The sequence below is a fragment of the Opitutaceae bacterium TAV5 genome (assembly GCA_000242935.3).
Lineage (GTDB): Bacteria > Verrucomicrobiota > Verrucomicrobiia > Opitutales > Opitutaceae > Geminisphaera.
The window spans coordinates 3,137,664-3,159,103 of the sequence record CP007053.1; the positions used below are offsets into that span (position 1 = coordinate 3,137,664).

Below are 21,440 nucleotides of genomic sequence, written 5' to 3' on the forward strand. Positions count from 1 at the left end.
TTCAGAACCTCGCTGAAAGGCGGGAAAGCCGGATTGCCCGGCCCGGTCAGGCCGACTGGACGGATTTGTCCGATGAATCGGCGCCGGCAGCCGACGCGGCCGGGGCGACGGGATCCTGGCCGGCCCCGGCAAGGGTCTTTTTTCGCCGCCGCCACGTCCACAGTTTCCATTCGAGCAGGCGGCGGTACGGGCCGATCAGGCAATACGCGGCAATGGCGACGGCGGCGCCCGACGTGTCGGCGATCCAGTCGCGGATGTCGGAGGAGCGGCCCGGGGTGAAATGCTGGTGAATCTCGTCGCTCGCGCCGAAAAGCGACACGAGCAGCAGCGCCAGCCACCAGCGGCGCTGCCCGAGCTGGCGCAGCACGAGCGTGCCCATCAGGCCGAAGACGCTGAAGTGGGCGAGCTTGTCGAAATTGCTGATCGAGGGCGCGGCCACGCGGCTGTGGTTGGAGGCCCAGATGACCGTCGAGATCAGCAGGACGACGTAAACCCAGTGCCAGAGCGGCGCGTTTTGCGAACGTGACATGTCACCGACGATGCACGTCTCCTGCCAATTGTCTTGCGCAAAACCGGACCGGTCACCGCGTGTCATTTTTCAAGGACGGCCTCGCCCGGAACGATCCGCGTCCGGAGCGCCGTTTGCGCTCCCGGGGCCCGGGCGAAATGTCCGCGCCGTCCGCACCAGGATCACCCGCGCCGGCAGCCAGATCGCCAGAAACAGCAGCGGCGCGGTCGCCGCCCAGCCGGAGATCGCGTGCAGGATCGCCCACCCGAACCGTCCGCCGAACTCGCGCAGCGGCAATGCATGAAACGCCCGCGTGAGGGTTTGCAGATCGAACGGCGCATCGTGCGCGCGCCAGAGCCATTCGCCGATCCGCAGGTAAACGAAGATCATCGCCACATGCACCGGCGTGAGCGCGTAGTTGAGCGCGATCAGCAGCGGCTGGTTCATGCGCAGCCACAGTCCCATAAAGATGTTGAGCGTGGTCGTGGTGCCCATGACGGGAAACAGGGAGCACACCGTGCCGGCCGCCACCGTCGTGGCGATCCGTTCCGGCGCCACGCCCTGGCCCAGTTGCAGCATCACCGGCCGCACCACCCGCCGCCGCCACATGCTCTCGTGCGCCACCTCCGCCACGGCGGGAGCAGGAGATGAAGGCGGAGAGGCGGTGGCGGACGTTTCCGGAGACATGCGGAGAAGAAGACTGCGGACAATGCCATGCCGGCGGTGGCGACACAAGAGGACAACGGGGCTGCCGGAGCGGCCGCATGGCAGACCGCCGTTCCTGCCCAATCCCCTTGTCCCGCAGCCTTCCGGCCGCATGATGTCCGTCGGCCTTTCTTCCCTTATGAAAAAACTCACGGTTCTTTTTCTCGCCGTTTCCCTCACCGCCAATGCCGCTTTCATCGCCCGCTCCGCCTGGCGCGCGCACCGGGAATCCTCCGACGGCGCCGCCGATTCCGGCCGCAACGCGGCCCGCCTCGCCACCGCCGGCAAGAATGCCCGCGCCGGCGGCTCCGCTTCCGTCGGCGAAAGCGACCTCCTCGAAGCCTTGCGCGGCGACGATCCCGTGGCCCTCCGCGATGTCCTCCGCGCCGCCGGCGTCGACGACCGCACCCTGCGCATGATCGTTTCCAGCACGATCTGGCGCCGTTACTCCGACCGCATGAAGGCGCTCCAGCCGCAGCCCGATCCCGAAACCCTCAACAAAAACTGGTGGAAGGAAAACCCCTGGGAAGCGCAGTACAACCGCCAGACCAAAGAGCAGCGCGCGGAAGCCCGCCGCCTGCAACGCGAGGTCCGCGACACACTCGAAAACCTCCTCGGCAAGGACCCCGAGGCCGGCCGTTACGGCGGCTGGGTCGATCCCCGCACGTCCTTCCTCCCCGAAGGGAAACGCACCTCCATTCAGGAAGTGGAGCAGGACTACGCCGAACTCACCAGCGAACTCTACCGCGAGGCCGGCCGTTTCCAGGTCCCCTCCGACGCCGAGGCCATGCGCGTCCTCCAGGAATCCAAAAAGCAGGATCTCGCCGCTCTCCTCACTCCGGAAGAATTTGCGCAATACGAGCTGCGCAATTCGCAGACCACCCAGCAACTGCGCGGGGAAATGGCGCAATTCGACGCGAGCGAAGACGAATTCCTCTCCATCTATTCCCTCCGGAAAGAGTTCGACGAACGCTACAGCAACAACGACATGCTCGGCATGGGTCCGCGCGGGCGCGACCAGGATTACTGGAAGCAGCGCCAGGAGGCGGAAAAACAGCTCAACGAGCAAATCCGCCAGGCGCTCGGCGAAGAACGCTACACCGACTACCGGCGCGCCAAGGACTACGATTACCAGCAACTCGTCGCCGCCGGCAAACGCTTTGGCCTGCCCGAAAACACCGCCTCTCAACTCTACGACCTGCGCGACGCCACCCTCGCTTCCTCGAAACGCCTCGCCGCCGACGACACGCTGACCGCCGAACAAAAAAAGGAATCCCTCAAGACCCTCGCCGCCGACATGCGCAACCAGGTCACCGCCGCGCTCGGTCAGGAAGCCGCCTCCGCCTACTTCAATAACGGCCGCATGAACTGGCTCCAGCAAATGGAAAAAGGCTACGTCGTCGAACTGGACGACAACGGCCAGTCCACGAGGATCGTCAACCTTACCAGTCCCCCGAAAAAGAAAAAGTAGCCCCCACGGCCCGGTCAGGAGAACCCCTTCGCCCCCGGCCGCAAGGCCGGGATCGCGAGCGACAGGGACGGGTCCGTCTGAAGTTCCGCACCAGTGAGCGGAACACGTCGCTGGACGCTTTTCCCATCGTGGATTTCAGTGCGGGATATTTCACCCGCCCCCCCGCATGAACTTTCCCCGCAAAAAAACCGTCTGCCTTCTGCGTCCTTCTTCCCCCCGTAATGTCCATCCGGGGGTATCCGGATTCACCCTGATCGAGTTGCTTACCGTCATCACCATCATCGGCATCCTGGCGGCGATCCTCGTGCCCACCGTCAGCAGGGTTCGCCAGTCGGCGCGGGCGGCGCAGTGCCTGAGCAATCTGCGCCAGATCGGCTTGGCGGCTGTGCTCTGCGCCGAAGACGAAAAGGGATTGCTGCCTTGGGGCACCAACAGCAGCTACAGCGCCTATTGGCATCTGTATCTCAACAAATACCTCGCGGGCTATGGCAGCAACAGCAAGCCGGGGGTTGGCATCTTCCTTTGCCCGTCGGTTCCTCCGCCCAAGGACGCCACTATCGTCGGACGCAGCAGCTATATCGCAAACTCCCTGCTCATGCCGCAGGAAAAACCAACCGCAGCCCGCAAAAAAGTCGCCGACATCCGCGCCCCTTCGCAGGCCGTTATCGTGACGGACGGCACGGTCAACAGCAACAACGTCAGCGATTGGGGATTTTACAACGACAAGGCTCATGGTCCCATCAAATCCGGCAACGCACTGGATGACCCGATTCCCGATCAGACGGCGGATGGTGCCGCACGCATTGCATGGCGCCATAACGGCAAAACGCATGTCGCTTTTGCTGACGGGCACGCCAGGTCCATGGCGGTCGGCGAATTGAAATACAGGCACGTTCAGAGAACGACGGAGTAACCGGGCTTTGACCTGCCGGGGCAGATTTCCGGGGGCGACCGGTTTTCGAAACGATGAAGAGAGGCCATGAAGAATGTATTTATTTTCCGGTTACTGACGATTCTTGTGATGAGCACCTCGCAGGCGCAAGTGGCACATGACATGCAAGCCGCGTCTTCCCCGGTTCCCCCGTCCGGGGAGATCCGTGTCCTGCCCGACGTGGATTATCTGGGCTCGGATCGTGCCGAAAAACTTGATCTCTATTTGCCCGCCGGCCCCGTCCCCGAGGGCGGCTTTCCCGCCGTGGTGTTCATTCACGGTGGAGGATTTGGCGCAGGCTCCAAAGACAGGGTTGGAACCATGGCTAATTGCCTGCGACTGGCCCGGGACGGCGTTGCTGCAGCCTCCATCGACTACACGCTGGCCGCTCCCCAAAAACCTTCCTGGCCTTTGGTCATACACGATTGCAAAAACGCCGTTCGGTTCATGCGTGTCCATGCCGCCCGCCACAACATCAACCCGGGTCGTATCTCGGTGATGGGAGGCTCGGCTGGAGGTCAACTCGCCCTTCTCGTCGCCTTTACCGCGGGCGACAAGGAACTGGAGCCGGAGTCCCCTTGGCCTGGCGTCCCCGACCACGTCCGCGCTGTCGTCAACCTTTATGGTGGAACGAACTTCGCCACCCGCCGCAAGACGAGCGCCAACGGCGAGCCCACGGACGTTCCCTTTTATGCGACCGGATCGGGTCTGGTGGGCGGAAAAACCCCTGCAAGCAATCCCGCCCTCTGGGCGCAGGCCTCGCCCGTGACGCATGTTCGCCCCGGATTGCCTCCCGTCCTGACCATCCACGGCAAACGCGACCGCGCAGTTGATTATCATCAGGCGACGGAACTCGCCGACGCGCTCAACAAGGCCGGAGTGCCGAACAAACTCATCCTGCTGCCTGGCGTGGGGCACGGCATCACTTTCGATGGCTGGCAGGCGAAACCGATGCGGATGGAGAAACCGGTTGAGGTGCCCGATGGCATCAATCTTTGGGACGAGATTGTCCGCTTTCTGAAACAGTGATTTTTGTAGTTTAAATCAGCTACGGAGATGCTGACTGCTCCCGCAGCGTGCTTGCATCCATCCATTGATTGTCGATGCGCAGCGTCTGCGGATATCGGGGCACGCCGCGTTCCTGCCGGTTCATCATGGCCACAACCAGATCAATGGCGGCGCGCCCTACCTCGGCGTTGTTTTCAGCCAGTCCGCTGAGGCGTTCGCCTTCGCCCGGCGGTTGCACCAGCACGGCCAGCCCGATGTCTTCCGGCACGCGCAACCCGATCTGCCGCAAGGTCGGCAGCAGAGCCTCTTCACCAATGGCGATCACCACGTCGGGTCGACATTTCTGCACCCACTCCGCCAACTCCTTCATGTTGGCCATCACGCTCGGGAAAAGGCATGGCGGAATACGGTTTCTTGCCACGGGCAACTCGAGTTGTTCCCTCAAAAACGCGGCCGACCAGCGGCGTCCGGTGCGTTCATCCATGTGACGCGACATGAATAACCCCGGTCTTCGATAACCGCGCGCGGCCAGTTCCTGCATCATGGTGAACATACCGTTGGAGTGATGCGCCGTGATGGCATGCAGACGCGGCACGGTGAGCGATTCACCCACGCGCACAGCGGAGAACTGACTCCAGTCGATCATGTCGAGTTGTAGTCCTATTGTGGGTACTGGACCGACGATCAGGCCGGTGATGTTGCGGGCGGCGAGCATGGAAGCCACACGGGCTGCGCCCGCGCCGATGTCCGGCAATGTGACTTCCTCCAGTTGGAATCCCAGCTCGCGAGCTCTCTGCCCTGCCGATTCGAAATAATTCCGGTAGGTGCGCACCTGCTTCCATTCCGCCCGTTTCACACTCGGATTGAGCCAGGCGATGACGGAGTGAAACGCAGCCGGCCTGCGTCCAGTACGATAGGCGGCCAGGGCACGGAGCATCGGATCGGGGACGTAACCCATCCGGGCGGCGAGGGCCCTCAATTCTTCCGCCCTGGCTTTCGACACATCGGGGTGTCCGCGCAGGGCACGACTCAACGTTGTGTGGTGAACGCCCGCGGCTGCGGCGACCTGGCGGAGCGTGGGAGGCGGAGAAGGGGGGGAGGATGGCGAAAGCATCGGGCAAACAAGTATTCCGCACCAGTGAGCGGAACGGTGTGATGGACGCAATCCTTTGTGGTGTTACGGTCCAGACATCTCCCCGCTCGTCGGGATGCGCCACCGAGCCCTTCCGCTTTCATTCCAACATCCAACCTCTACCGACGATATCGCACTATTCCCAAGCTCAATCGTATCATGAAAACACTACATTTCCTCAGCCCTCTGTTTGCCAGTTTGTGTCTCGCCCTGCTGCCTGCTGCCCGCGCGCAGAACACGCTTGTCTGGACCGGTTCCGTCGACGGCAACTGGTCCGAAGCCGCCAACTGGACAGGCACCGGTGCGCCTCCGGGCACGGCGGCCACCGACATCGCCCGCTTCGACGCCGACGTGGCCAACGACGAAATTTCCATCGGCACGGCCACCACCATCGACAACCTGGAGTTCGTCGCGGGAGCGGGCCGTTATACCTTCTCCGGCGAGGCACTCACGCTAAACAGGATCAGCACTAGCGGCGCGACGATTTCCAACTCGTCGGGGAACCTCCAGACCTTTTCCACGAGAGTGAATTTTGCCGGCTCCGCCATGCTCGATGTGAGTGCCGGCAGTTCGCTCACGTTTGCATCCACCATTGGCAAGACCGTCGCGACCGGCGGCAACTTCACCGTCACAGGCGGCGGCGTCGTCAACTTTACCGGCTCGTTCAGCAGCTTCACTTTGTTCCAAAACCTGATCGCGTCAGGGGGAGCTACGATTAACTACGATACGACGAACCAGAACGGCGTTAACAACTATCAAGCCAACGGCGGCCGGATCAATCTCCATCGCGCCACGGGGACATCGGGCATCTCGCTCCAGCTTATTGGTGATGGCAGCGAGATCTACCTGTCGGAAGCCGGACTCACCGTGGGCGCCGCCTCCCTCCAGTTTCGCGGCGACGGGGCAGCCGGCAAGACCCTGACTTTCGGCGCGGATTTTTCAGGCACGGGCACCGCGACCTATAGCGGCGTGGTTCGCTTCAACCAAACCGGAGCAGGAGCCAGCAACACCTACCGCCTCCAGGCCGCTGCCGGCAATACCCTCGCGCTCAGCGGAACCATCGTCGACAACATCGCCTCCGCCAGCGGCACCAAGGTGCTGATCGCCGGCGACGGCATCGTCCGCTTCTCCGGCTCCGGACCCAACACCAGCGTGACTCCCATCGAGATCGACGGCACACTCGTGCTCGCCAAGACCGCGGGTACCGACGCCATCGGCGGCGGCTCCGTCACCGTCAACACGACCGGCACCCTCCACCTCGCCGCCTCCAACCAGATTGCCGACGCCACCACCCTGTCCTTCGCGGGCGGCCTGTTCGAGGTCGGTGAATTCACCGAGGCGCTCGGCGCGCTCACCGTCGGCGCGGAAGGCGGCACGATCGACTTTGCCGGGCAGGCCGGCGCGCTCACCTTCGCCAGCCTCTCCTCCATCACCGGCATACTCACCGTCACCGGTTGGAGCGACGACGCCTCCATCCTTTTCACCGACGGCTCCGGCTGGGACGCCACCGCCCTCTCCCGCGTGGTCTTCGCCGGCCACGGTGCCGCCCTGTTCAACAGCGCCACCGGCGAACTCTACGCCGCCGCCATCCCGGAGCCCGCCGCCACCGCGGCCCTTGCGGCTTCTCTGGCGTTTGCCCTCGGCCTTGTCCTCCGCCGCCGCACGCGCTAAAACCGGTTTTCTTTCTCATGATACTCCCTCGCCTCCTCCTTGCGACGGCGGCCGCCCTGCTCGCCGGCCTCGCCCCCGCTCTCGCCTCCCCGCTGCCCGCCCCCTCACTGCGCACCGTCGTGGTCGCCGGTGCGGACCTTGCCGCCGGCCTCAAGGTCGATACCCGGCAGGACCCCGCCGCGCTCGGTGGCGCCTACGTGTCGCCACGTGAGAAATACCAGACCATCGCCCGCGTCTCGCTGCCCGCCGAAGGCGACACGCTCCACGTGTGGGTGCATTACCGCGGCCTCGCCCTGCAAGTGAAGACCCGCCTGGGCGACAAGACTGTCGGGTTCCCCTGGAGCTGGCAGCGCAACGCCAAGGACTTCGCCTGGCGTCTCGCCGGCTCTTTCAAGCGCGACCAACTCGGCGATTCCGTCTGGCTCATCACCGATCCTAAGTTCACCGAGGCCAGCGGCGTCGATGCCCTCGTCGTCACCGCTGACACCGACTGGAAGCCCGTCGGCGTGACCAATGCCGCGGCCACCCCTGCCAAGCCCGCGCCGCCCGCCGCGAACCCCGACGAGCCCGACGCCGCCAACGCCACCGTGCAGGCGGAGGTCGCCGTGATCGAGGAGACTTCCGAACCCGGCGAAGCCACGGTCTCGATCAACTGGGGCAAGACCGGCGAACGTGTCTCCCCGCTCCTGTATTCGCTCAACGGCCTCCGGCGCGCGCCCGACCCTACTTGGGAAGCCGGTATCGCCCTCATGAGGCCGCCGCTTATCCGCCAGCACAGCTCCTCCCTCGCGCGCTCCTGGTTCGTCGAAACCGCCGACGGCAAGGTCACCTGGGACTACGCGAAAGTGCGTGCCACCTTCGAGGCGAGCCGCCCGCCTCCCGGCACCTTCCGCATGCACAACGTCAACATCTGGCCCGCCTCCTGGGACGCCGACGAGGACGGACGCCTCGACACCGACCGCGTGGACGACTTCGCCCGCCTCTACGCCGACCTCGTCCGTTTCGTGAACATCGAGATGAAGGCCGGCATCCAGTATTGGGAAATCACCAACGAGAAGGACATGCCCTACTGGCGCAAGCCCCGTAAAGACAACACGCCCGACGTTGCCGCCCTTGCCCGCGTTTACAACACGACCGCGGCCGCCATCCGCGCGGTCGATCCCACCGTCAAGATCGGCGGCCCCGCCGTCTGCAGCCCCCTGCCCATGGGACCGCTGGTCGAGTTCGCCCGGCTGACGCGTGACCAGCTCGATTTTTTCTCCTTCCACCACTACGCCACCGGCAACAACACCGAGCCCGATCAGGTCATCTACGAAAAGGCGTTCGTCATGGCCGACGACGCCCGGAACCTCATCCGCCGGATCGACGCCGTGATGAAGGGCAAGGTCATCGAGTATCACCTCAACGAGTTCAACATCTGCTACAGTTGGCGCAAGCCTGAGCCCCGCATGACGAATCACAAGGGCGCGGTCTTCGACGCCCTCTCCCTCATCGCCTACACACGAGTCCCCGGTCTCACCGCCACCAACGCCTGGGGCGCCATGGACCGCGTCTATGGCAAGATGGACCAGCGCGGAAGCCTCCGTCCCGGCGCCTATGTGTATCATTATTTCAACCGGTTGCTCTCCGGCCGCCCCGCCGCCGTCACCACGAGCGCGGACAAGGCCGTGGTGCCCTTCGCCGTGGCCGACGGCCACGAAGGCCGGCCCGCCTTCGTCCTCGTCAACCGCACCAACGGTGAGCAGACGGTCACGTTCACCGAGTCGCCCGCGCAGACCGGCTCCTGGCAGGTCGCCGTCATCGACGCCGGCGGCCCCCGCCCCGCCGCCCCCGCCGCGCCCTTCAAGGCCCCTGTCACGCTCTCCCCGCACAGCGTGAACTTCTACTGGCTGGACTGACGCCGCCTCCCATGCCCCGCCGCCGTCGCTGATCTGTCCGGACGCTCTCTTCCTCCTTCCCATTGCCCATGACCCGTTTTCCATTCCCACTCCCCCGAATCACGGTCGTGTTCGCCGGCCTTTGCCTCCTGACCTCCACCCTGCGCGCCGCCGCGCCGATCCCGGAGGCGCCACGTGAAAACACGGTGGCTCTCTTCGGCCCTGCGGTGGCCGAGGGGCGCAACGTCGCCCTGCGCGAGGACTCCGCGGCCTACACCGGCCGGCATGTCTCGCCGCGCAGGAACTACGAGATCCTCGCCACGGCGTCGCTGCCCCACGGCGGCGACGTGCTGCACGTGTGGGTGCGCTACCGCGGCCTCGCCCTCCAGATGAAGGCGCGGGTGGAGGGCAAGACCGTCGAGTTTCCCTGGAACTGGACCCGCAATCCCGACCGGTTTGCGTGGCGCCACGTCGGCGCCTTCCCGCGCGAGCAGCTCGGCGAGGGCGTGCTGTTTCTCTGCGACACCAAGCGCGAGGACAACAGCGGCATCGACGCGCTGGTGATCACCGCCGACGCCGCCTGGGCGCCGCCCGGGGCGACCAGGCCGCGGCCGCAGGCCGTCGCGACGCCCCCGGTGAACCCCGATGCGCCCGACGCGGCCAACGCCACCGTGCAGGCGACCGTTGCGGTGATCGAGGAATCGTCCGAGCCGGGCGAAGCCGCGGTCGCGATCGACTGGTCCGCCATTGGCCCGCGGGTCGAGCCTTTCATCTATTCGCTCAACAATTTCCGCGGACACAGCGTCGCGCGCATGTCCGAGACCACCTGGCACGACGGCCACGCCTACATGGGCACGCGGCTCATGCGCCTGCACAGCTCCGGTCTGGTCCGCAGCTGGTTCGACGAGGAGACCAAGGACTGGAAATACGACGCCGTCGCCGCCGCGCTCGTCGCCGGCACGCCGCCGACGGGCGCCGTGCGCATGATCTGCCTCAACTCCTGGCCCGCCTCCTTCGACGCCGACGAGGACGGCCGCCTCGACTCCGATCGCATCGACGACTTTGCCCGCCTCTGCGCCGACCTCGTGCGCTTCGTCAACATCGAGCGGCGCATCGGCATCCTCTACTGGGAGGTGACCAACGAGAAGGACTTCGCTTACTGGCGGAAGCCGCGCAACAACAATCAGCCCGACGTCGCCGCGTTCGCCCGCATCTACAACCAGGCCGCGGCCGCCATGCGAGCGGTCGATCCCACGATCAGGATCGGCGGCCCCGCCGCCTGCAGCCCGTTGCCGGTGGAGCCGCTGGTCGAGTTCGCCCGGCTCACCCACGAGCAGCTCGATTTCTTCTCCTTTCACCACTACGCCACCGGCAGCAACACGGACAGCGACCAGACCATCTACGAGAAGGCGATCGTCATGGCCTCCGACTCGGGTGACCTCATCCGCCGGATCAACGCCGCGCTGCGCCCGCACACCGGCAAGATTCTCGAGTATCACCTCAACGAATACAACATCTGCTATAGCTGGCGCGTGCCCGAGCCGCGCATGACGAACCACAAGGGCGCGGTGTTCGACGCGCTTTCGCTCATCTCCTACGCGCAGGTGCCCGGCCTCACCGCGACCAACGCCTGGAACGACCAGGACGGCGTTTACGGCAAGATGAACAACCAGGGCGATCTCCGGCCCGCCGCCCACGTTTACCACTACTTCAACCGCCTGCTGCAAGGCTCCCGCGCCACGGTCTCCACCAGCGACGAGAAGACCGTGGTGCCCTTCGCGATCGCCGACGGCAGCGAGGGCCGGCCCGCCTTCGTCCTCGTCAACCGCACCAACGGCGAGCAGACGGTCACGCTCACCGAGACTCCGGTCACGTCCGGCTCGTGGCGGGTCGCCTCGATCGCCGCCGAGGGGCTTCTTCCCGAGACCGCGGCCTCGCCCTTTGCCGCGCCCGTGACCCTCGCGCCCCACAGCGTCAATTTCTACTGGATCAACTGACGGTTCCCGTGTCCGTCCATGCCCAAAACCACAGTCATCGCACCCCCGCCGCCCGGTGACACCCCCGTTCCGACTACCGTCGGCGGCTCCGCGAGCTTTCGGCCGGCCGTTTCGACTCTCCGCGTCGCGAGGAAAAATTGCGGGCTTTGAACGAGGCGCCGGGGGACTTTTGGAGCGAGTTTTCAGGTCCGGACGCAGGACCGGCTTTACAGGTGTCGCTGGAAGGGGACGGCGGGGAGTCCCTCCCTGTTGAAGAGGCCGGCGACGGGGGCATCGCGCCAGGCGTAGCGCACGGTGACGGGCACGGGGACGTCCGCGCTGGTGACGAGGACCGTGTCACCCTCGATCCTGGCCTCGGCGGGCTTGAAGACCTTGTCCTCGCCGGCGAGCTCGAAGCCGTAGAGTTCGTTGAGCGGGGCGATGAGACCACCGGCGGTCTCGGTGAAGCTTACGCGGAGGCCGGCGTCGGCGCGTTCGACCTTGGCGAAGACGGGACCGCTGTCGGGCATCGCGACGCCGTAGGTGCGGTTGAGGGCGAGACGGGCGAGGCGGCGGCCGACGTCCTGTTTATTGCCGGGATGGATGTTCCGGCTGTTGCCGATGTCGAGGATGACGGCCTGGCCGGTGGCAGGCAGGGCGAGGGTTTGCGTCTGCGCCTCGCGGAGGAGCGCCCAATGGATGCCCGCGGGGCTGCCGTGGTTGGCGAGCTGGACCCAGTAGAAGGGGAAGTCGCCTTGTCCGAACTTCGAGCGCCAGCCCGCGATCATGGCGGGGAAGAGTTCGCGATATTCGGAGTGACGGCCGATATTGGACTCGCCCTGATACCAGATGGCGCCGCGGAGGGCATAGGGGACGAGCGGGTGAATCATGGCGTTGTAGAGGCCGGAGGGGGTGGAGGAGCTGCCAGGGCCCCTTGGGCCCCTGGGCTGGCGCTTGGCGAAGGGCTGGCCGGCGGCTTTGGCGGCGTCGCGCTCCTGTTTCCATGCGGCGACGGCGGCGGCGTGTCTGGCCTTGGCCTCGGGGTAGTCGGCGAGGGCCTTGGCCCAGCGTTCGTGGACGGCCCGGAAGGGGGCGCCGTTGGAGGGATGCAGCGAGTCGGAGTCGATCCAGCCTTCGATGAGGGAACCGCTCCAGTTGCTGCCGATGATCCCTACGGGGACGCCGGTGACTTCGTGGATGTCTTTGGCGAAGTAGTAGCCGACGGCGGTGAAGCCGCCGGTGGTCTCGGGGCCGGCGACCTGCCAGGCGGCCCCCTCGATAGCCACGGTGTCGGCGGGAGCCTCGGCGACGGTCCTCCTGATCTTGATGTGGCGGATGAGCGGGAGTCGGGCCGAGGCGGGGATGCTGAGGGCCTGGTCGTAGGTCTTCTTGACGTTCCACGCCATGTTGGACTGGCCGGAGGCGATCCAGACCTCGCCGACGACGACATTGGCGAGGGTGAGGGTGTTGTCGCCACGGATGACGAGGTCGGAGCCCTCGTGGCGGGCGGGGAGGGCGGCGAGGGTGACGCTCCACCGGCCGGAGGCGTCGGCGGTGGTGGCGACGGTCTGGCCGGCGAAGGTCACGGTGACCTTCTCGCCGGGAGCGGCCTTGCCCCAGACTGGGACGGGCTTCTCGCGCTGGAGGACGGCGTTGTCGGTGAACAACGGCGCGGGGACGACGTCGGCGCGCAGGTGGGCGCCGAGGCCCAGCAGGGCCAGGAGGGTGAGGGTAATGCGCATGATGGAGAGCGGTGAAGTCTGCCACCGCACCGTAGGCCCCCGGCACCCATGGTGCCAGCTTTCGAGTCCGCTCACTGGTGCGGAGCGCCTCCCGCCCTCCCCCCCGACCGCTCTCCTCCACTGGATATCCTTCCATGAGGCTCCACAGGCGGCTATAGTCCCGGCATCGCAATAGACACGGCCCGTTTTCCCGCAGACAGACGTTCCCGCGCGGGGAATCACCTTCGCTCACGATCATCCGTTCGACCCGACCTGAGGTTTTTCGCCGGAACACCTGCGCCGGCTCGAGCCCGCCATCGACGAACCCGCGGATTTCACCGCCTTCTGGCGCGCGACGTTCGACGAGGCGATGCGCGCCACTCTCTACAACGCCGCCGCCGTCGCCATGCGCGCCGTCGACCCCTCGATCAAGATTGGCGGCCCGTATGCCGCTCGCCCCGTCGACCTTGCCGCGCCTCTCCGGCTCGCTCCGCACTCCGTCACTTTCTGTTGGCGTCATCCCGTTTCAGACAGCGAATGAGGTGAAAGCCGAAACGGGCAGGGCTGGGAGTGGCAAGCGGGGGCGCCCTGTACGTATGACGCGCTGCGGAAGCCATCGCCATCGCTTGACGTGCTCCGTCGTGTGCTCTACGTAGCAAGAGGATGAAAACCACGTATTCAGTCACAGAAGCGCAGGCCAGCCTCCCGAAACTGGTGAAACAGGCTGACGGGGAGGTCCTGACGATCGAGCGACGGGGAGAGGTGGCTGCTTACCTGATTGGCCGGGACAGGATGGAGGCTATCGTCGAGACGATGGAGCTTCTGGCCAATCGTGAGTTTATGGATACACTGGCGAAGTATCGGGCCGGCAAACTGAAAATGAAGGCGCTTGCCGCTGCTCATGTATAAAGTCCGCATCTCGGAGCAGGTGGAGTTTTTCCTGCGGACACTCCCTCCCGGACCCAAACATGCGGTGCGTGAAGCCGTCGCGCGGCTGGCCTCGCAAAAGGGCCAGATCAAGGCACTGGAAAACGAATTGTCCGGTTTCTGGCGTCTGCGTGTAGGGCGTTATCGTGTGATTTTTACCTATGCCCGACCCATGACGATCGACTGCCTTTTTGCCGAGGAGCGAAAGCTTGTGTACGAGGTTTTTGGCGAATTGATGAAAGAGAAACTGCAGGGGCAGCAGGAGAAGGAGTGACAGAAAGCCGGATTGTCACGTACGCCTCTCGCGTCCTCACTCGCCGGTTTCTTGTTTCTCGCGGCGCAGGAGCAGCACGAGGCTGACGCCGAAGATCGCGATCGTCAGGAGCATGAGGCCGCCGACGAGGGGAGGGATGCCGAGGCCCCGGTTGCCGCCGATGCGGGGACGGGGCTGGCGCGACCAGAGGGATTTTTCCGCGGGCGTGGGAATGTACTCGCCGATGGTCGTGCCCGGCGGGAGCGCTTCGAGGATGTTGGCCGTCCTGGCGCCGTCGGAAAACCGGATGAGTTGCCCGCCGCCATCCGTGAGGTTGCGGAAAAACTGGACGTTGCCGCCGAGAAACACGATGTGCCCGCCCTGTGTGCCGTAAGGGCTGTCGGCCGACCACGTGCCGTCGGTCCGGAGCCCGCGCGTCCAGCCGATGGGGGTGGTCGAGGGCATGGTTACGTGAAGTTCACCGAGCGGGACGGCAAAGGTCGGTTTGAGCGCCTTGAAGGAGGATGTCATCACCGGGATGCCATTGCTGTCGAGGCGGCGGTGCTGTTCCATCACGGTCGAAAGCGTGTGGTTGCCGGGGTTGGCCGGGTCCGCGTTGCTGGACCAGATGGCGGCGTCATTGAGTCCACCGCCGTAAGCAAGGAGCGCGGCGTAGTCGTGCAGGTTGGACGCGCGGGGGAGCTGGTCGTTGTTGTCGGTCGCGTAGATGAGCGAGGCCTGGCCGACCTGCCGGAGGTTGCTGGCATCGACCATGAAGACCGAAGTGGATCGCGTGGTGGCCATGGCAAGGGCCGGGTGGGCGAAGAGGGCAAACAGGCAGGCGAGGATAAACGGCGAAAGGCGGAAGGCGGGCGAGGGTCGCATGGCGGGGAGAAAACCGGATGAAAGGGTTCCGGTCTTCACGGGGCGGGGCAATTCGAAAGATTCCGGAATACTTCCACCCTTGCTCGTGGTCGCGGTCAGCGACTCTCGCCGGTGACCGGTTCGTTCTGGCGTCTGCGTGTGGAGCGTTACCGTGTAACAGCCCCGATCAGAGGCCGTTTTGCCCGGACAGGATTTGCTTGCGCATGTGGGCCTCAATCGCCTGCCGGGTGCGGGCCGCCGCCGCTTTTTTTCCCCGTTGCAGCATTTCGGGCGTCCATCCTGGCCGCAATTTCGCCTCCGTCGGCTTCGACTGCGCGTTTGATTGTGCTGTCTTTGTCAGCATAACGTTCGGCAACATTTTCGGGGGCGTTGAAAAAGTCAACGCCATGCCCGACCTGCCGGATGTCTTCTTTGCGTCCGCGACTATCGAAAACGAGAATTTCAACGGAAGGTTCCCTTGCCTTCGCCTCCGTCAAGATTTGCGACAGGTGGCAGGAGGCTTCCCTTGCCATTTGACATGATATTCCGACATGATAACGTCCGCATTATGCCGATCACCGCCACCCTGACCGAACGCGGTCAAATATCCATTCCGGCCTCCCTTCGACGGACCATGCGCCTGCGGCCCGGGCAACAACTGCAATGGGAGCAGATTTCTCCCACTGAATTTCGGGTGATTGTCGCCCGGGCAAATCCACCCGGTCCCCTGTCTGTCCTGGGCTATGCGCGCAGGCTGGAAGGCAGGAGCAAACCCCGCCGCACGCAGGACTGGATGCGTGAACTGCGCGCAGGGGAGAAGGGCGTCTGATATGTGGATTGTGGATACGTGTGTGGTGATCGACGTTTTCGAAAATGATCCGCAATTCGGGCAAGCATCTGCACGCTTGTTGCAAAAACTGTTGCCGCAGGGATTGGCCGTCAGCCCTGTGACCATGGTGGAGCTTTCCGCCGCGTTTTCGGGAGACTTGAACGAACAAAAGCAATTTCTCGATCAAGCAGGTATTTCATATGCGGAATCCTGGACGTCGCTGGATACGGAGGCAGCGCATCAGGCATGGAACCTTTATGTGGGAGCCCGCCGCAAGCGGCAGACGCCCAGGCGTCCCGTGGCCGATCTTCTTATCGGAGGTTTTGCCAGCAATCGTGACGGACTCGTCACCCGGAATCCGAATGACTTCACGCGGTGGTATCCGTCGCTCGTTGTCCGTGAACCATAACGCAAGATCCGCCTGCAACGCCAATTCGAAAGGGAGGTTCCAGGGAAACATTGGACACAGAGAACACAGAGCGCGGACACAGATGGCACCGAGGTCGAAAAGAAATACGATTGATTTTACTGAAATACGACTCGTTGAAAGTAATAGACTGAAAACTACAACTTCCACCCCTGCCCGTGGTCGCGGTCAGCGACTCTCGCCGGTGACCGGTTCGGGAACGGCCTCGTCGCCGGTCATGGTGTAGGGGAGACGCCAGACCTGGGTGCCGTCGGAGTTGGCGAAGTAGAGGCGCGATTCGCTGAGTTTTTGCGGGTTGCCGTCGGCCCAGAAGGCGAAGAACGGGTCGCGGGCGTTTTCGGGGCGACGCACATAGCTGTGGTTGAATTCGCTGCCGGCGGTGACCTGGCGCGTTCTGGTCCAGGTGCGACCGGCGTCGGGGCTCGTCCAGAGCGCGACTTCGCCGCCGGTGCCGTAGCGCTGCGGACCGGTTTCGGTCGGGCCGAGGATGCGCCAGTCGTCGCCGTTCACGTAGAGGCTGCCCATGTCGTAGTTATGATCGGATGACGTGATGACGCGTGTTTCCCATTTGCCGTCCTTGCCGCCGGTCCAGTGCAGGAGCGTCCATTCGCGGGGATCGCCCTTCGGGCCGGGCTCTCCGGCGCGGCTGACGATGCAGAGGAGGATCGGGTTGCCGGCGGCGTCGAAGGCGAGGTCGCAGGTGTACATGAACTTGCCCTGCGCTTTCAGGTCGGCGAGGAGCGCGGGATTGTCGGGCGTCGTCAGGGGGAGAGCGAGCGGCGTGCCGTCGGCCGTGGTCCAGGTTTTCCCGGCGTCGGTGGTCTGCGCATAGTAGATGTTGGTGCGGCGGTCCACGTGGCTCTCGGGGTGATAGTTGAAGAAGGTGGCGTATTTGGTGACGCGACGACCGGTGGCGGCGTCAATGCCGGACCAGCGGCCGCTCGTCTGGTAGTGGCCGCCGAAGGCCGCGAGCGCGTGATCTTCGCTCCAGGTGCGTCCGTCGGCGCTGGTCTTCCAGAAGAGATTGCGGGCGGGCCCGTATTTGGTGCCCTTGAAATATTTGGTGAAGAGGAGGAAAAAGCCGTCGGGCGCGGCGGGGCTGCCGTCGTTGTCCGGTCCGTGCCAGATTTCCGGATACGTGAACTCCTGGAGCGAGACGCACTCGAACGAGGTGATGTCGTGCGGGCGGGTGCTGCGGAAGACGATGCCGGGGCGGTGGGTGCCGCGTCCGCTCTTGAAGATCCAGAGGTGGCCGTCGGGGGCGAGCTGGATGGAGGCGTCATCGTGGGGATCGTTGACCGCGGGGTCGGCATAGAGGGCGACGGGGCGTGAAACGGTGCCGCGCGCGTGGTCGTAGCTGCCGACCATGATGACGAGCTGGCGCTTGTCGGCGGAGGGGGTGCCGCCCCAGGTAAAGAAGGTCTTGCCGGCCGCGGGCGCATACACGGCCATGGGCTGGTGATTGGCCGTGTAGGTGCCGAGTCCGCCGGAGTACTTGTCGCCGTACTCGAACTTGAATCCGAGCGTGAACCAGATGCCGCGGTAGCCCTCGGCAGGGACGGCATTGGCAATGAAGGGGGAGGGATCGGCGGGGGCGGCGGAGCCGGAGGCGGTTTTGGGCGGGAGGGTGGAGTGTGGTGTGAACATGGCGGTGACGAGAGCGGGGGCGGGTTTGGCGGCAGCGCCGGACCGGGCGGCCGGCAAGACGGGCGGAGTGGAGTCGAACGGTTCCTTGCGGTCGGCGGCGGGGAGTTCGTCCGGGGTGGCGGCGATCTGGTAGCGGTCGATCACAACGACGCCGGCGACAGAGGTGACCTGCAAGGCGACCGCGTTGGCGCCGGCGGGAAGCGGGAAATGGTAAAGGATATCGGTGGCATGCGTGGCGGAAGCGGCGGGCCACGTTTTTGTGCCGACGGGGCTGCCGTTGAGCGTGACGGCGAGGGTGGCGCCGTTGCGGGCGACGGCCTGCACGTGGAAAGCGAATACGCGGGCATCGTCGAAGCCGGTTTTGATGACGAGGGGCTGGCTGAGTGCTCCCTCTTTCTTGCCATAGAGACGGGTGCTGAGTCCGGTGGCGGCGGTCCGGGCGGCTTCGTCGGGGCTCGCGGCCGGGATGTCGAGCGTCCAGGCGGCAGGCCTGGCGCCGCGCTGGTCAACGCCCGGAGTCAAGGTCAGCAGCGCGGCCGCGAGCGGCTGGAGGCAGGCGGCGGCGATCGCGAGACATGCGGCGATACCGACCGGCCAAAGGGCGGGGCGGCAGCGATGCGGGTATGGACAGGCAGGCGAGGTTGAGGACGCGACGGGAGAGAACATACGCGCGGTATTTTCGGGGGCGACCGGAGGACGGGCAAGGCAGGCGGATTTCATGGCATGGTCATTTTGTTGCACGGGATGATCATGCGCGGGGCGGGAGGAGGGGGGGTGCACCCGGGTCACCCGCCGGCCACCTCGCCGGTGATCGTGAACTCCTCGCGGTCGTGGTAGAGGTGGCGGGTGCGGAAACCCGGGGCGCAGCGGCTGAAAACGGAATCGGGCCCGTGCAACTCGCGCAGGAGCGCCACGGGATCGGTGCGGCCGAATTTCAGGATCACCACAAAACGCCGGCACCAGCGGCCTTCGAGCCAGGGGGCGACGAGGTTGCGCATGACGTGATGCGGTTCCTCGACCAGATCGCAGAACATCCAGTCCGCCACGCCGCCCGCGACATCGGCCGGAGCCGGGCGGTAACCGAAGGCGTCCTCGCGGCGATGGTCGATGAGCGGATGGTCGAGCGCGCCGGCCTTGAGCGGGCCGTTGTCGATGGCGATGACGCGGGCGCCGCGCCGGGCCGCGCTGTAGCTCCAGCCGCCCGGAGCCGCCCCGAGATCGACGACCGTTTCGCCCGCCGCCGGCTCGCGGCCGAGCACCCCGTACGCCTCCTCGATCTTGAGGTAGCTGCGGGAAGGCGCGAGCGGATCGTCGGCCATCCGGCGTTGTCCGTTGAAATCGGCGACACGCGAGACGCACGCCTTCCTGAAATCGGTGAAAAACACGAACAACCCGCGCGTGCCCGGCGCCACGCCGCAAGGCCTGGCGGTGGAGGCGAGCCGGGCGACGCGGCCCATGCGTTTGCGCAGGATGTCGCCAAAAGCCTTCTCCACGGCATCGACGCGGCGGCCGAGCCCGTCGAGCCCGGCGGCGGCCTCGAAGAGGCATGGCCAGGCGGCCTCGAAACGCTCGGTCCGCGCCGACTCGAAAAAATGCCCGGCGATGCCCAGGGCGAGCGCATTGACGGAATCGCCGGTGATTTCGACCGGCGCATGCAGAATGGAGTGGGCAAAGCACAGACCGGCGGCGGCCACGGCCGGCGGGAGCGCCGGGGCGGCCTCGCCGGCGACGCGCAGCCAGCCGCTGCCGGTCTCGGTGGCGGAGAGGCCGTGGAGACGCAGTTCCTTTTCGAGCAGGAGTTCGAAACCGGGCCGGGAGCGCAGGATCATCGCGGGAAAATTGCGGGAAAGGGGGAGCGGCTAGCGAGCAGGATTTGAGCGGGGTGCCTCCGCGCGGGTGTAATCGAAAATGGTGAATGCCGGATTGGCGGAAAAGGTGGCACGGGCATCCTTGCCCGTGGGCGGCGCGAAGCGCCGCCTTCCGGAACACGGGCTGGAAGCCCGTGCCACTTCATGGGCAGGATGCCCTTGCCACGATTACACCCCCTCCACGCCCCTTCGCCGAATTGGCACTTGCACGCTTCGGGAAGGCTAGCAGATGTTCTTATAGACCTCATGAAAAGCCCTACCACGACTGCCGGTGTCGCCGAGAAGCGCACCATCTGGAAAGTGATCGCGGCCTCCTCCGCAGGCACGCTTATCGAATGGTATGATTTCTACATCTTCGGCGCGCTCGCGAAGATCATCGCCTCGCAGTTTTTCCCGAAGGACAACCCGACGGCGGGCTTTTTGTCCACGCTGGCCGTTTTCGCCACGGGATTTATCGTGCGCCCGTTCGGCGCGGTGGTTTTCGGGCACATCGGCGATCGCGTGGGGCGCAAGTACACGTTTCTGCTGACGTTGCTGCTGATGGGCGGTTCGACGTTCGCGATCGGTCTGCTGCCGACTTACGAGCAGTGGGGCATCGCGGCGCCGGTATTGCTGGTGCTGCTGCGCCTGGTGCAGGGCCTGGCGCTCGGCGGCGAGTACGGCGGGGCGGCCACCTATGTGGCGGAGCATTCGCCGGACAACCGGCGCGGCTTCTATACGAGCTTCATCCAGACGACGGCGACGCTCGGCCTGTTCGTTTCGCTGGGCGTGATTCTTGTCGCGCGCAAAGGGCTGGGCGAGGAGCGGTTCGGCGACTGGGGCTGGCGGCTGCCGTTCCTGCTCTCGGTGTTTCTCGTCATGATTTCGTACTACATCCGCACGAAGATGCAGGAGTCTCCGCTGTTCGCGAAGGCGAAGTCGGAGGGGCGGCTGTCGGTCAATCCGATCAAGGAGAGTTTCCTGAAGCCGGAAAACCGGCGCATGGTGTTGCTCGCGCTGTTTGGCGCGACGGCCGGGCAGGGCGTCATCTGGTACACGGGTCAGTTCTACGCGCTGTACTTCCTGCAACAGCAGGCGGGGGTGGATTTTGTGTCGGCCAATGTGATGATCGCGGTGGCGCTGCTGCTGGGGACGCCGTTCTTCATCTTTTTCGGGAGCCTTTCGGATCGCATCGGCCGCAAGCCGATCATCCTCGCCGGGTGTCTGCTGGGCGGGTTGCTCTATTATCCGATCTACCGGGGGATCATGCACTACGCGGATCCGGTCAATCAGGTGATGCTGGTGGCGCTGGTGTTCGTGCAGGTGCTCTTCGTGACGATGGTGTACGGGCCGATCGCGGCGTTTCTGGTCGAGCTTTTTCCCACACGCATCCGGTACACGTCGATGTCGTTGCCGTACCATGTGGGCAACGGCGTGTTTGGCGGCCTCGTGCCGTTCATCTCGACATGGCTGGTGGCGATGACGGGCAACATTTACAGCGGTCTGATCTATCCCGTGACGATCGCGTTGCTGACGGTCGTGATCGGCGGGCTGTTTATCCGCGAACGGCGCGGCGGCGGGGCGTTTCACGAGTAGCCCGGCGGCCCGGGGCCCTGCCGGCGTGCGGCGCCGGGGGGAGGGGAGCG

Annotated in this window: 20 protein-coding genes; 12 read left to right on the forward strand and 8 right to left on the reverse strand. The window is 65.1% G+C overall.

From position 1 onward, the window contains the following. Positions 1-46 precede the first annotated feature (46 nt). Together OPIT5_13640 and OPIT5_13645 are read right to left on the reverse strand one after the other, a co-directional pair. A complete protein-coding gene (locus tag OPIT5_13640; GenBank protein ID AHF91093.1) occupies positions 47-595 on the reverse strand; it encodes a teicoplanin resistance protein VanZ in 549 nt (182 codons plus the stop codon). Between the two features lie 3 nt (positions 596-598). Next, positions 599-1,195: a hypothetical protein gene (locus OPIT5_13645; protein AHF91094.1), complete on the reverse strand. Its 597-nt coding sequence runs from the start codon at positions 1,193-1,195 to the stop codon at positions 599-601. Between the two features lie 130 nt (positions 1,196-1,325). On the opposite strand from OPIT5_13645, the gene OPIT5_13650 reads away from it, so the two are divergent. The 3 genes from OPIT5_13650 to OPIT5_13660 all read left to right on the forward strand — a co-directional run bounded on the left by OPIT5_13650 (position 1,326) and on the right by OPIT5_13660 (position 4,644). Beyond that, positions 1,326-2,684, forward strand: coding sequence for a hypothetical protein (locus OPIT5_13650; GenBank protein AHF91095.1), 1,359 nt, complete (start codon positions 1,326-1,328; stop codon positions 2,682-2,684). 166 nt (positions 2,685-2,850) lie between these two features. Further along, on the forward strand, positions 2,851-3,597 hold the full coding sequence (locus OPIT5_13655; GenBank protein AHF91096.1) for an N-terminal cleavage protein: 747 nt from the start codon (positions 2,851-2,853) through the stop codon (positions 3,595-3,597). 66 nt (positions 3,598-3,663) lie between these two features. Further along, a complete protein-coding gene (locus tag OPIT5_13660; protein AHF91097.1) occupies positions 3,664-4,644 on the forward strand; it encodes an esterase in 981 nt (326 codons plus the stop codon). A gap of 19 nt (positions 4,645-4,663) precedes the next feature. On the opposite strand, the gene OPIT5_13665 is transcribed toward OPIT5_13660, so the two are convergent. Then, entirely contained in the window at positions 4,664-5,737 is a 1,074-nt protein-coding gene (locus OPIT5_13665; GenBank protein AHF91098.1) for a LacI family transcriptional regulator, read from the reverse strand. 177 nt (positions 5,738-5,914) lie between these two features. Between OPIT5_13665 and OPIT5_13670 the strand changes: the two genes are divergently transcribed. The 3 genes from OPIT5_13670 (at position 5,915) to OPIT5_13680 (ending at position 11,300) form a co-directional block, all read left to right on the forward strand. Further along, positions 5,915-7,426, forward strand: coding sequence for an anchor protein (locus OPIT5_13670; protein ID AHF91099.1), 1,512 nt, complete (start codon positions 5,915-5,917; stop codon positions 7,424-7,426). A gap of 17 nt (positions 7,427-7,443) precedes the next feature. Beyond that, positions 7,444-9,324, forward strand: coding sequence for a glycosyl hydrolase family 39 (locus OPIT5_13675; protein AHF91100.1), 1,881 nt, complete (start codon positions 7,444-7,446; stop codon positions 9,322-9,324). A gap of 68 nt (positions 9,325-9,392) precedes the next feature. Then, entirely contained in the window at positions 9,393-11,300 is a 1,908-nt protein-coding gene (locus OPIT5_13680; GenBank protein ID AHF91101.1) for a glycosyl hydrolase family 39, read from the forward strand. A 206-nt stretch (positions 11,301-11,506) separates the two neighbouring features. On the opposite strand, the gene OPIT5_13685 is transcribed toward OPIT5_13680, so the two are convergent. Further along, positions 11,507-13,021, reverse strand: a complete 1,515-nt coding sequence (locus OPIT5_13685; protein ID AHF91102.1) for a sialate O-acetylesterase — start codon at positions 13,019-13,021, stop codon at positions 11,507-11,509. Between the two features lie 349 nt (positions 13,022-13,370). On the opposite strand from OPIT5_13685, the gene OPIT5_13690 reads away from it, so the two are divergent. From OPIT5_13690 to OPIT5_13700, 3 genes are all read left to right on the forward strand, one after another. Then, positions 13,371-13,541: a hypothetical protein gene (locus tag OPIT5_13690; GenBank protein AHF91103.1), complete on the forward strand. Its 171-nt coding sequence runs from the start codon at positions 13,371-13,373 to the stop codon at positions 13,539-13,541. Between the two features lie 122 nt (positions 13,542-13,663). Further along, a complete protein-coding gene (locus OPIT5_13695) occupies positions 13,664-13,909 on the forward strand; it encodes a prevent-host-death protein (GenBank protein ID AHF91104.1) in 246 nt (81 codons plus the stop codon). Further along, positions 13,902-14,201 (forward strand): hypothetical protein, encoded by a 300-nt coding sequence (locus OPIT5_13700; GenBank protein ID AHF91105.1) that lies wholly within the window; start codon positions 13,902-13,904, stop codon positions 14,199-14,201. Before OPIT5_13695 ends, OPIT5_13700 begins: the two co-directional genes overlap by 8 nt. 36 nt (positions 14,202-14,237) lie before the next feature. Here OPIT5_13700 and OPIT5_13705 read toward each other — a convergent pair whose 3' ends face one another. Together OPIT5_13705 and OPIT5_13710 are read right to left on the reverse strand one after the other, a co-directional pair. After that, positions 14,238-15,065, reverse strand: coding sequence for a hypothetical protein (locus OPIT5_13705; GenBank protein AHF91106.1), 828 nt, complete (start codon positions 15,063-15,065; stop codon positions 14,238-14,240). A 212-nt stretch (positions 15,066-15,277) separates the two neighbouring features. Further along, on the reverse strand, positions 15,278-15,577 hold the full coding sequence (locus tag OPIT5_13710) for a hypothetical protein (protein AHF94376.1): 300 nt from the start codon (positions 15,575-15,577) through the stop codon (positions 15,278-15,280). Between the two features lie 35 nt (positions 15,578-15,612). On the opposite strand from OPIT5_13710, the gene OPIT5_13715 reads away from it, so the two are divergent. Both OPIT5_13715 and OPIT5_13720 read left to right on the forward strand, forming a co-directional pair. Continuing rightward, positions 15,613-15,873: an AbrB family transcriptional regulator gene (locus OPIT5_13715; GenBank protein ID AHF91107.1), complete on the forward strand. Its 261-nt coding sequence runs from the start codon at positions 15,613-15,615 to the stop codon at positions 15,871-15,873. Between the two features lies 1 nt (position 15,874). Continuing rightward, complete coding sequence (locus OPIT5_13720) at positions 15,875-16,282, forward strand: DNA-binding protein (GenBank protein AHF91108.1); 408 nt, start codon at positions 15,875-15,877, stop codon at positions 16,280-16,282. A 186-nt stretch (positions 16,283-16,468) separates the two neighbouring features. On the opposite strand, the gene OPIT5_13725 is transcribed toward OPIT5_13720, so the two are convergent. Next, positions 16,469-17,947: a hypothetical protein gene (locus OPIT5_13725; GenBank protein ID AHF91109.1), complete on the reverse strand. Its 1,479-nt coding sequence runs from the start codon at positions 17,945-17,947 to the stop codon at positions 16,469-16,471. A gap of 785 nt (positions 17,948-18,732) precedes the next feature. After that, positions 18,733-19,776 (reverse strand): rRNA methyltransferase, encoded by a 1,044-nt coding sequence (locus OPIT5_13730; GenBank protein AHF91110.1) that lies wholly within the window; start codon positions 19,774-19,776, stop codon positions 18,733-18,735. 285 nt (positions 19,777-20,061) lie between these two features. Between OPIT5_13730 and OPIT5_13735 the strand changes: the two genes are divergently transcribed. After that, entirely contained in the window at positions 20,062-21,390 is a 1,329-nt protein-coding gene (locus tag OPIT5_13735; protein AHF91111.1) for a major facilitator transporter, read from the forward strand. The last annotated feature ends 50 nt before the right edge of the window (positions 21,391-21,440 follow it).

Coding starts and splice junctions, on each gene's coding strand:
- OPIT5_13710 (AHF94376.1), bottom strand. CDS start 15,577: ATGGCAAGGGAAGCCTCCTGCCACCTGTCGCAAATCTTGACGGAGGCG.
- OPIT5_13680 (AHF91101.1), top strand. CDS start 9,393: ATGACCCGTTTTCCATTCCCACTCCCCCGAATCACGGTCGTGTTCGCC.
- OPIT5_13725 (AHF91109.1), bottom strand. CDS start 17,947: ATGTTCACACCACACTCCACCCTCCCGCCCAAAACCGCCTCCGGCTCC.
- OPIT5_13695 (AHF91104.1), top strand. CDS start 13,664: ATGAAAACCACGTATTCAGTCACAGAAGCGCAGGCCAGCCTCCCGAAA.
- OPIT5_13705 (AHF91106.1), bottom strand. CDS start 15,065: ATGCGACCCTCGCCCGCCTTCCGCCTTTCGCCGTTTATCCTCGCCTGC.
- OPIT5_13670 (AHF91099.1), top strand. CDS start 5,915: ATGAAAACACTACATTTCCTCAGCCCTCTGTTTGCCAGTTTGTGTCTC.
- OPIT5_13640 (AHF91093.1), bottom strand. CDS start 595: ATGACACGCGGTGACCGGTCCGGTTTTGCGCAAGACAATTGGCAGGAG.
- OPIT5_13655 (AHF91096.1), top strand. CDS start 2,851: ATGAACTTTCCCCGCAAAAAAACCGTCTGCCTTCTGCGTCCTTCTTCC.
- OPIT5_13700 (AHF91105.1), top strand. CDS start 13,902: ATGTATAAAGTCCGCATCTCGGAGCAGGTGGAGTTTTTCCTGCGGACA.
- OPIT5_13650 (AHF91095.1), top strand. CDS start 1,326: ATGATGTCCGTCGGCCTTTCTTCCCTTATGAAAAAACTCACGGTTCTT.
- OPIT5_13735 (AHF91111.1), top strand. CDS start 20,062: ATGAAAAGCCCTACCACGACTGCCGGTGTCGCCGAGAAGCGCACCATC.
- OPIT5_13675 (AHF91100.1), top strand. CDS start 7,444: ATGATACTCCCTCGCCTCCTCCTTGCGACGGCGGCCGCCCTGCTCGCC.
- OPIT5_13685 (AHF91102.1), bottom strand. CDS start 13,021: ATGCGCATTACCCTCACCCTCCTGGCCCTGCTGGGCCTCGGCGCCCAC.
- OPIT5_13665 (AHF91098.1), bottom strand. CDS start 5,737: ATGCTTTCGCCATCCTCCCCCCCTTCTCCGCCTCCCACGCTCCGCCAG.
- OPIT5_13660 (AHF91097.1), top strand. CDS start 3,664: ATGAAGAATGTATTTATTTTCCGGTTACTGACGATTCTTGTGATGAGC.
- OPIT5_13720 (AHF91108.1), top strand. CDS start 15,875: ATGTGGATTGTGGATACGTGTGTGGTGATCGACGTTTTCGAAAATGAT.
- OPIT5_13645 (AHF91094.1), bottom strand. CDS start 1,195: ATGTCTCCGGAAACGTCCGCCACCGCCTCTCCGCCTTCATCTCCTGCT.
- OPIT5_13730 (AHF91110.1), bottom strand. CDS start 19,776: ATGATCCTGCGCTCCCGGCCCGGTTTCGAACTCCTGCTCGAAAAGGAA.
- OPIT5_13715 (AHF91107.1), top strand. CDS start 15,613: ATGCCGATCACCGCCACCCTGACCGAACGCGGTCAAATATCCATTCCG.
- OPIT5_13690 (AHF91103.1), top strand. CDS start 13,371: ATGCGCGCCACTCTCTACAACGCCGCCGCCGTCGCCATGCGCGCCGTC.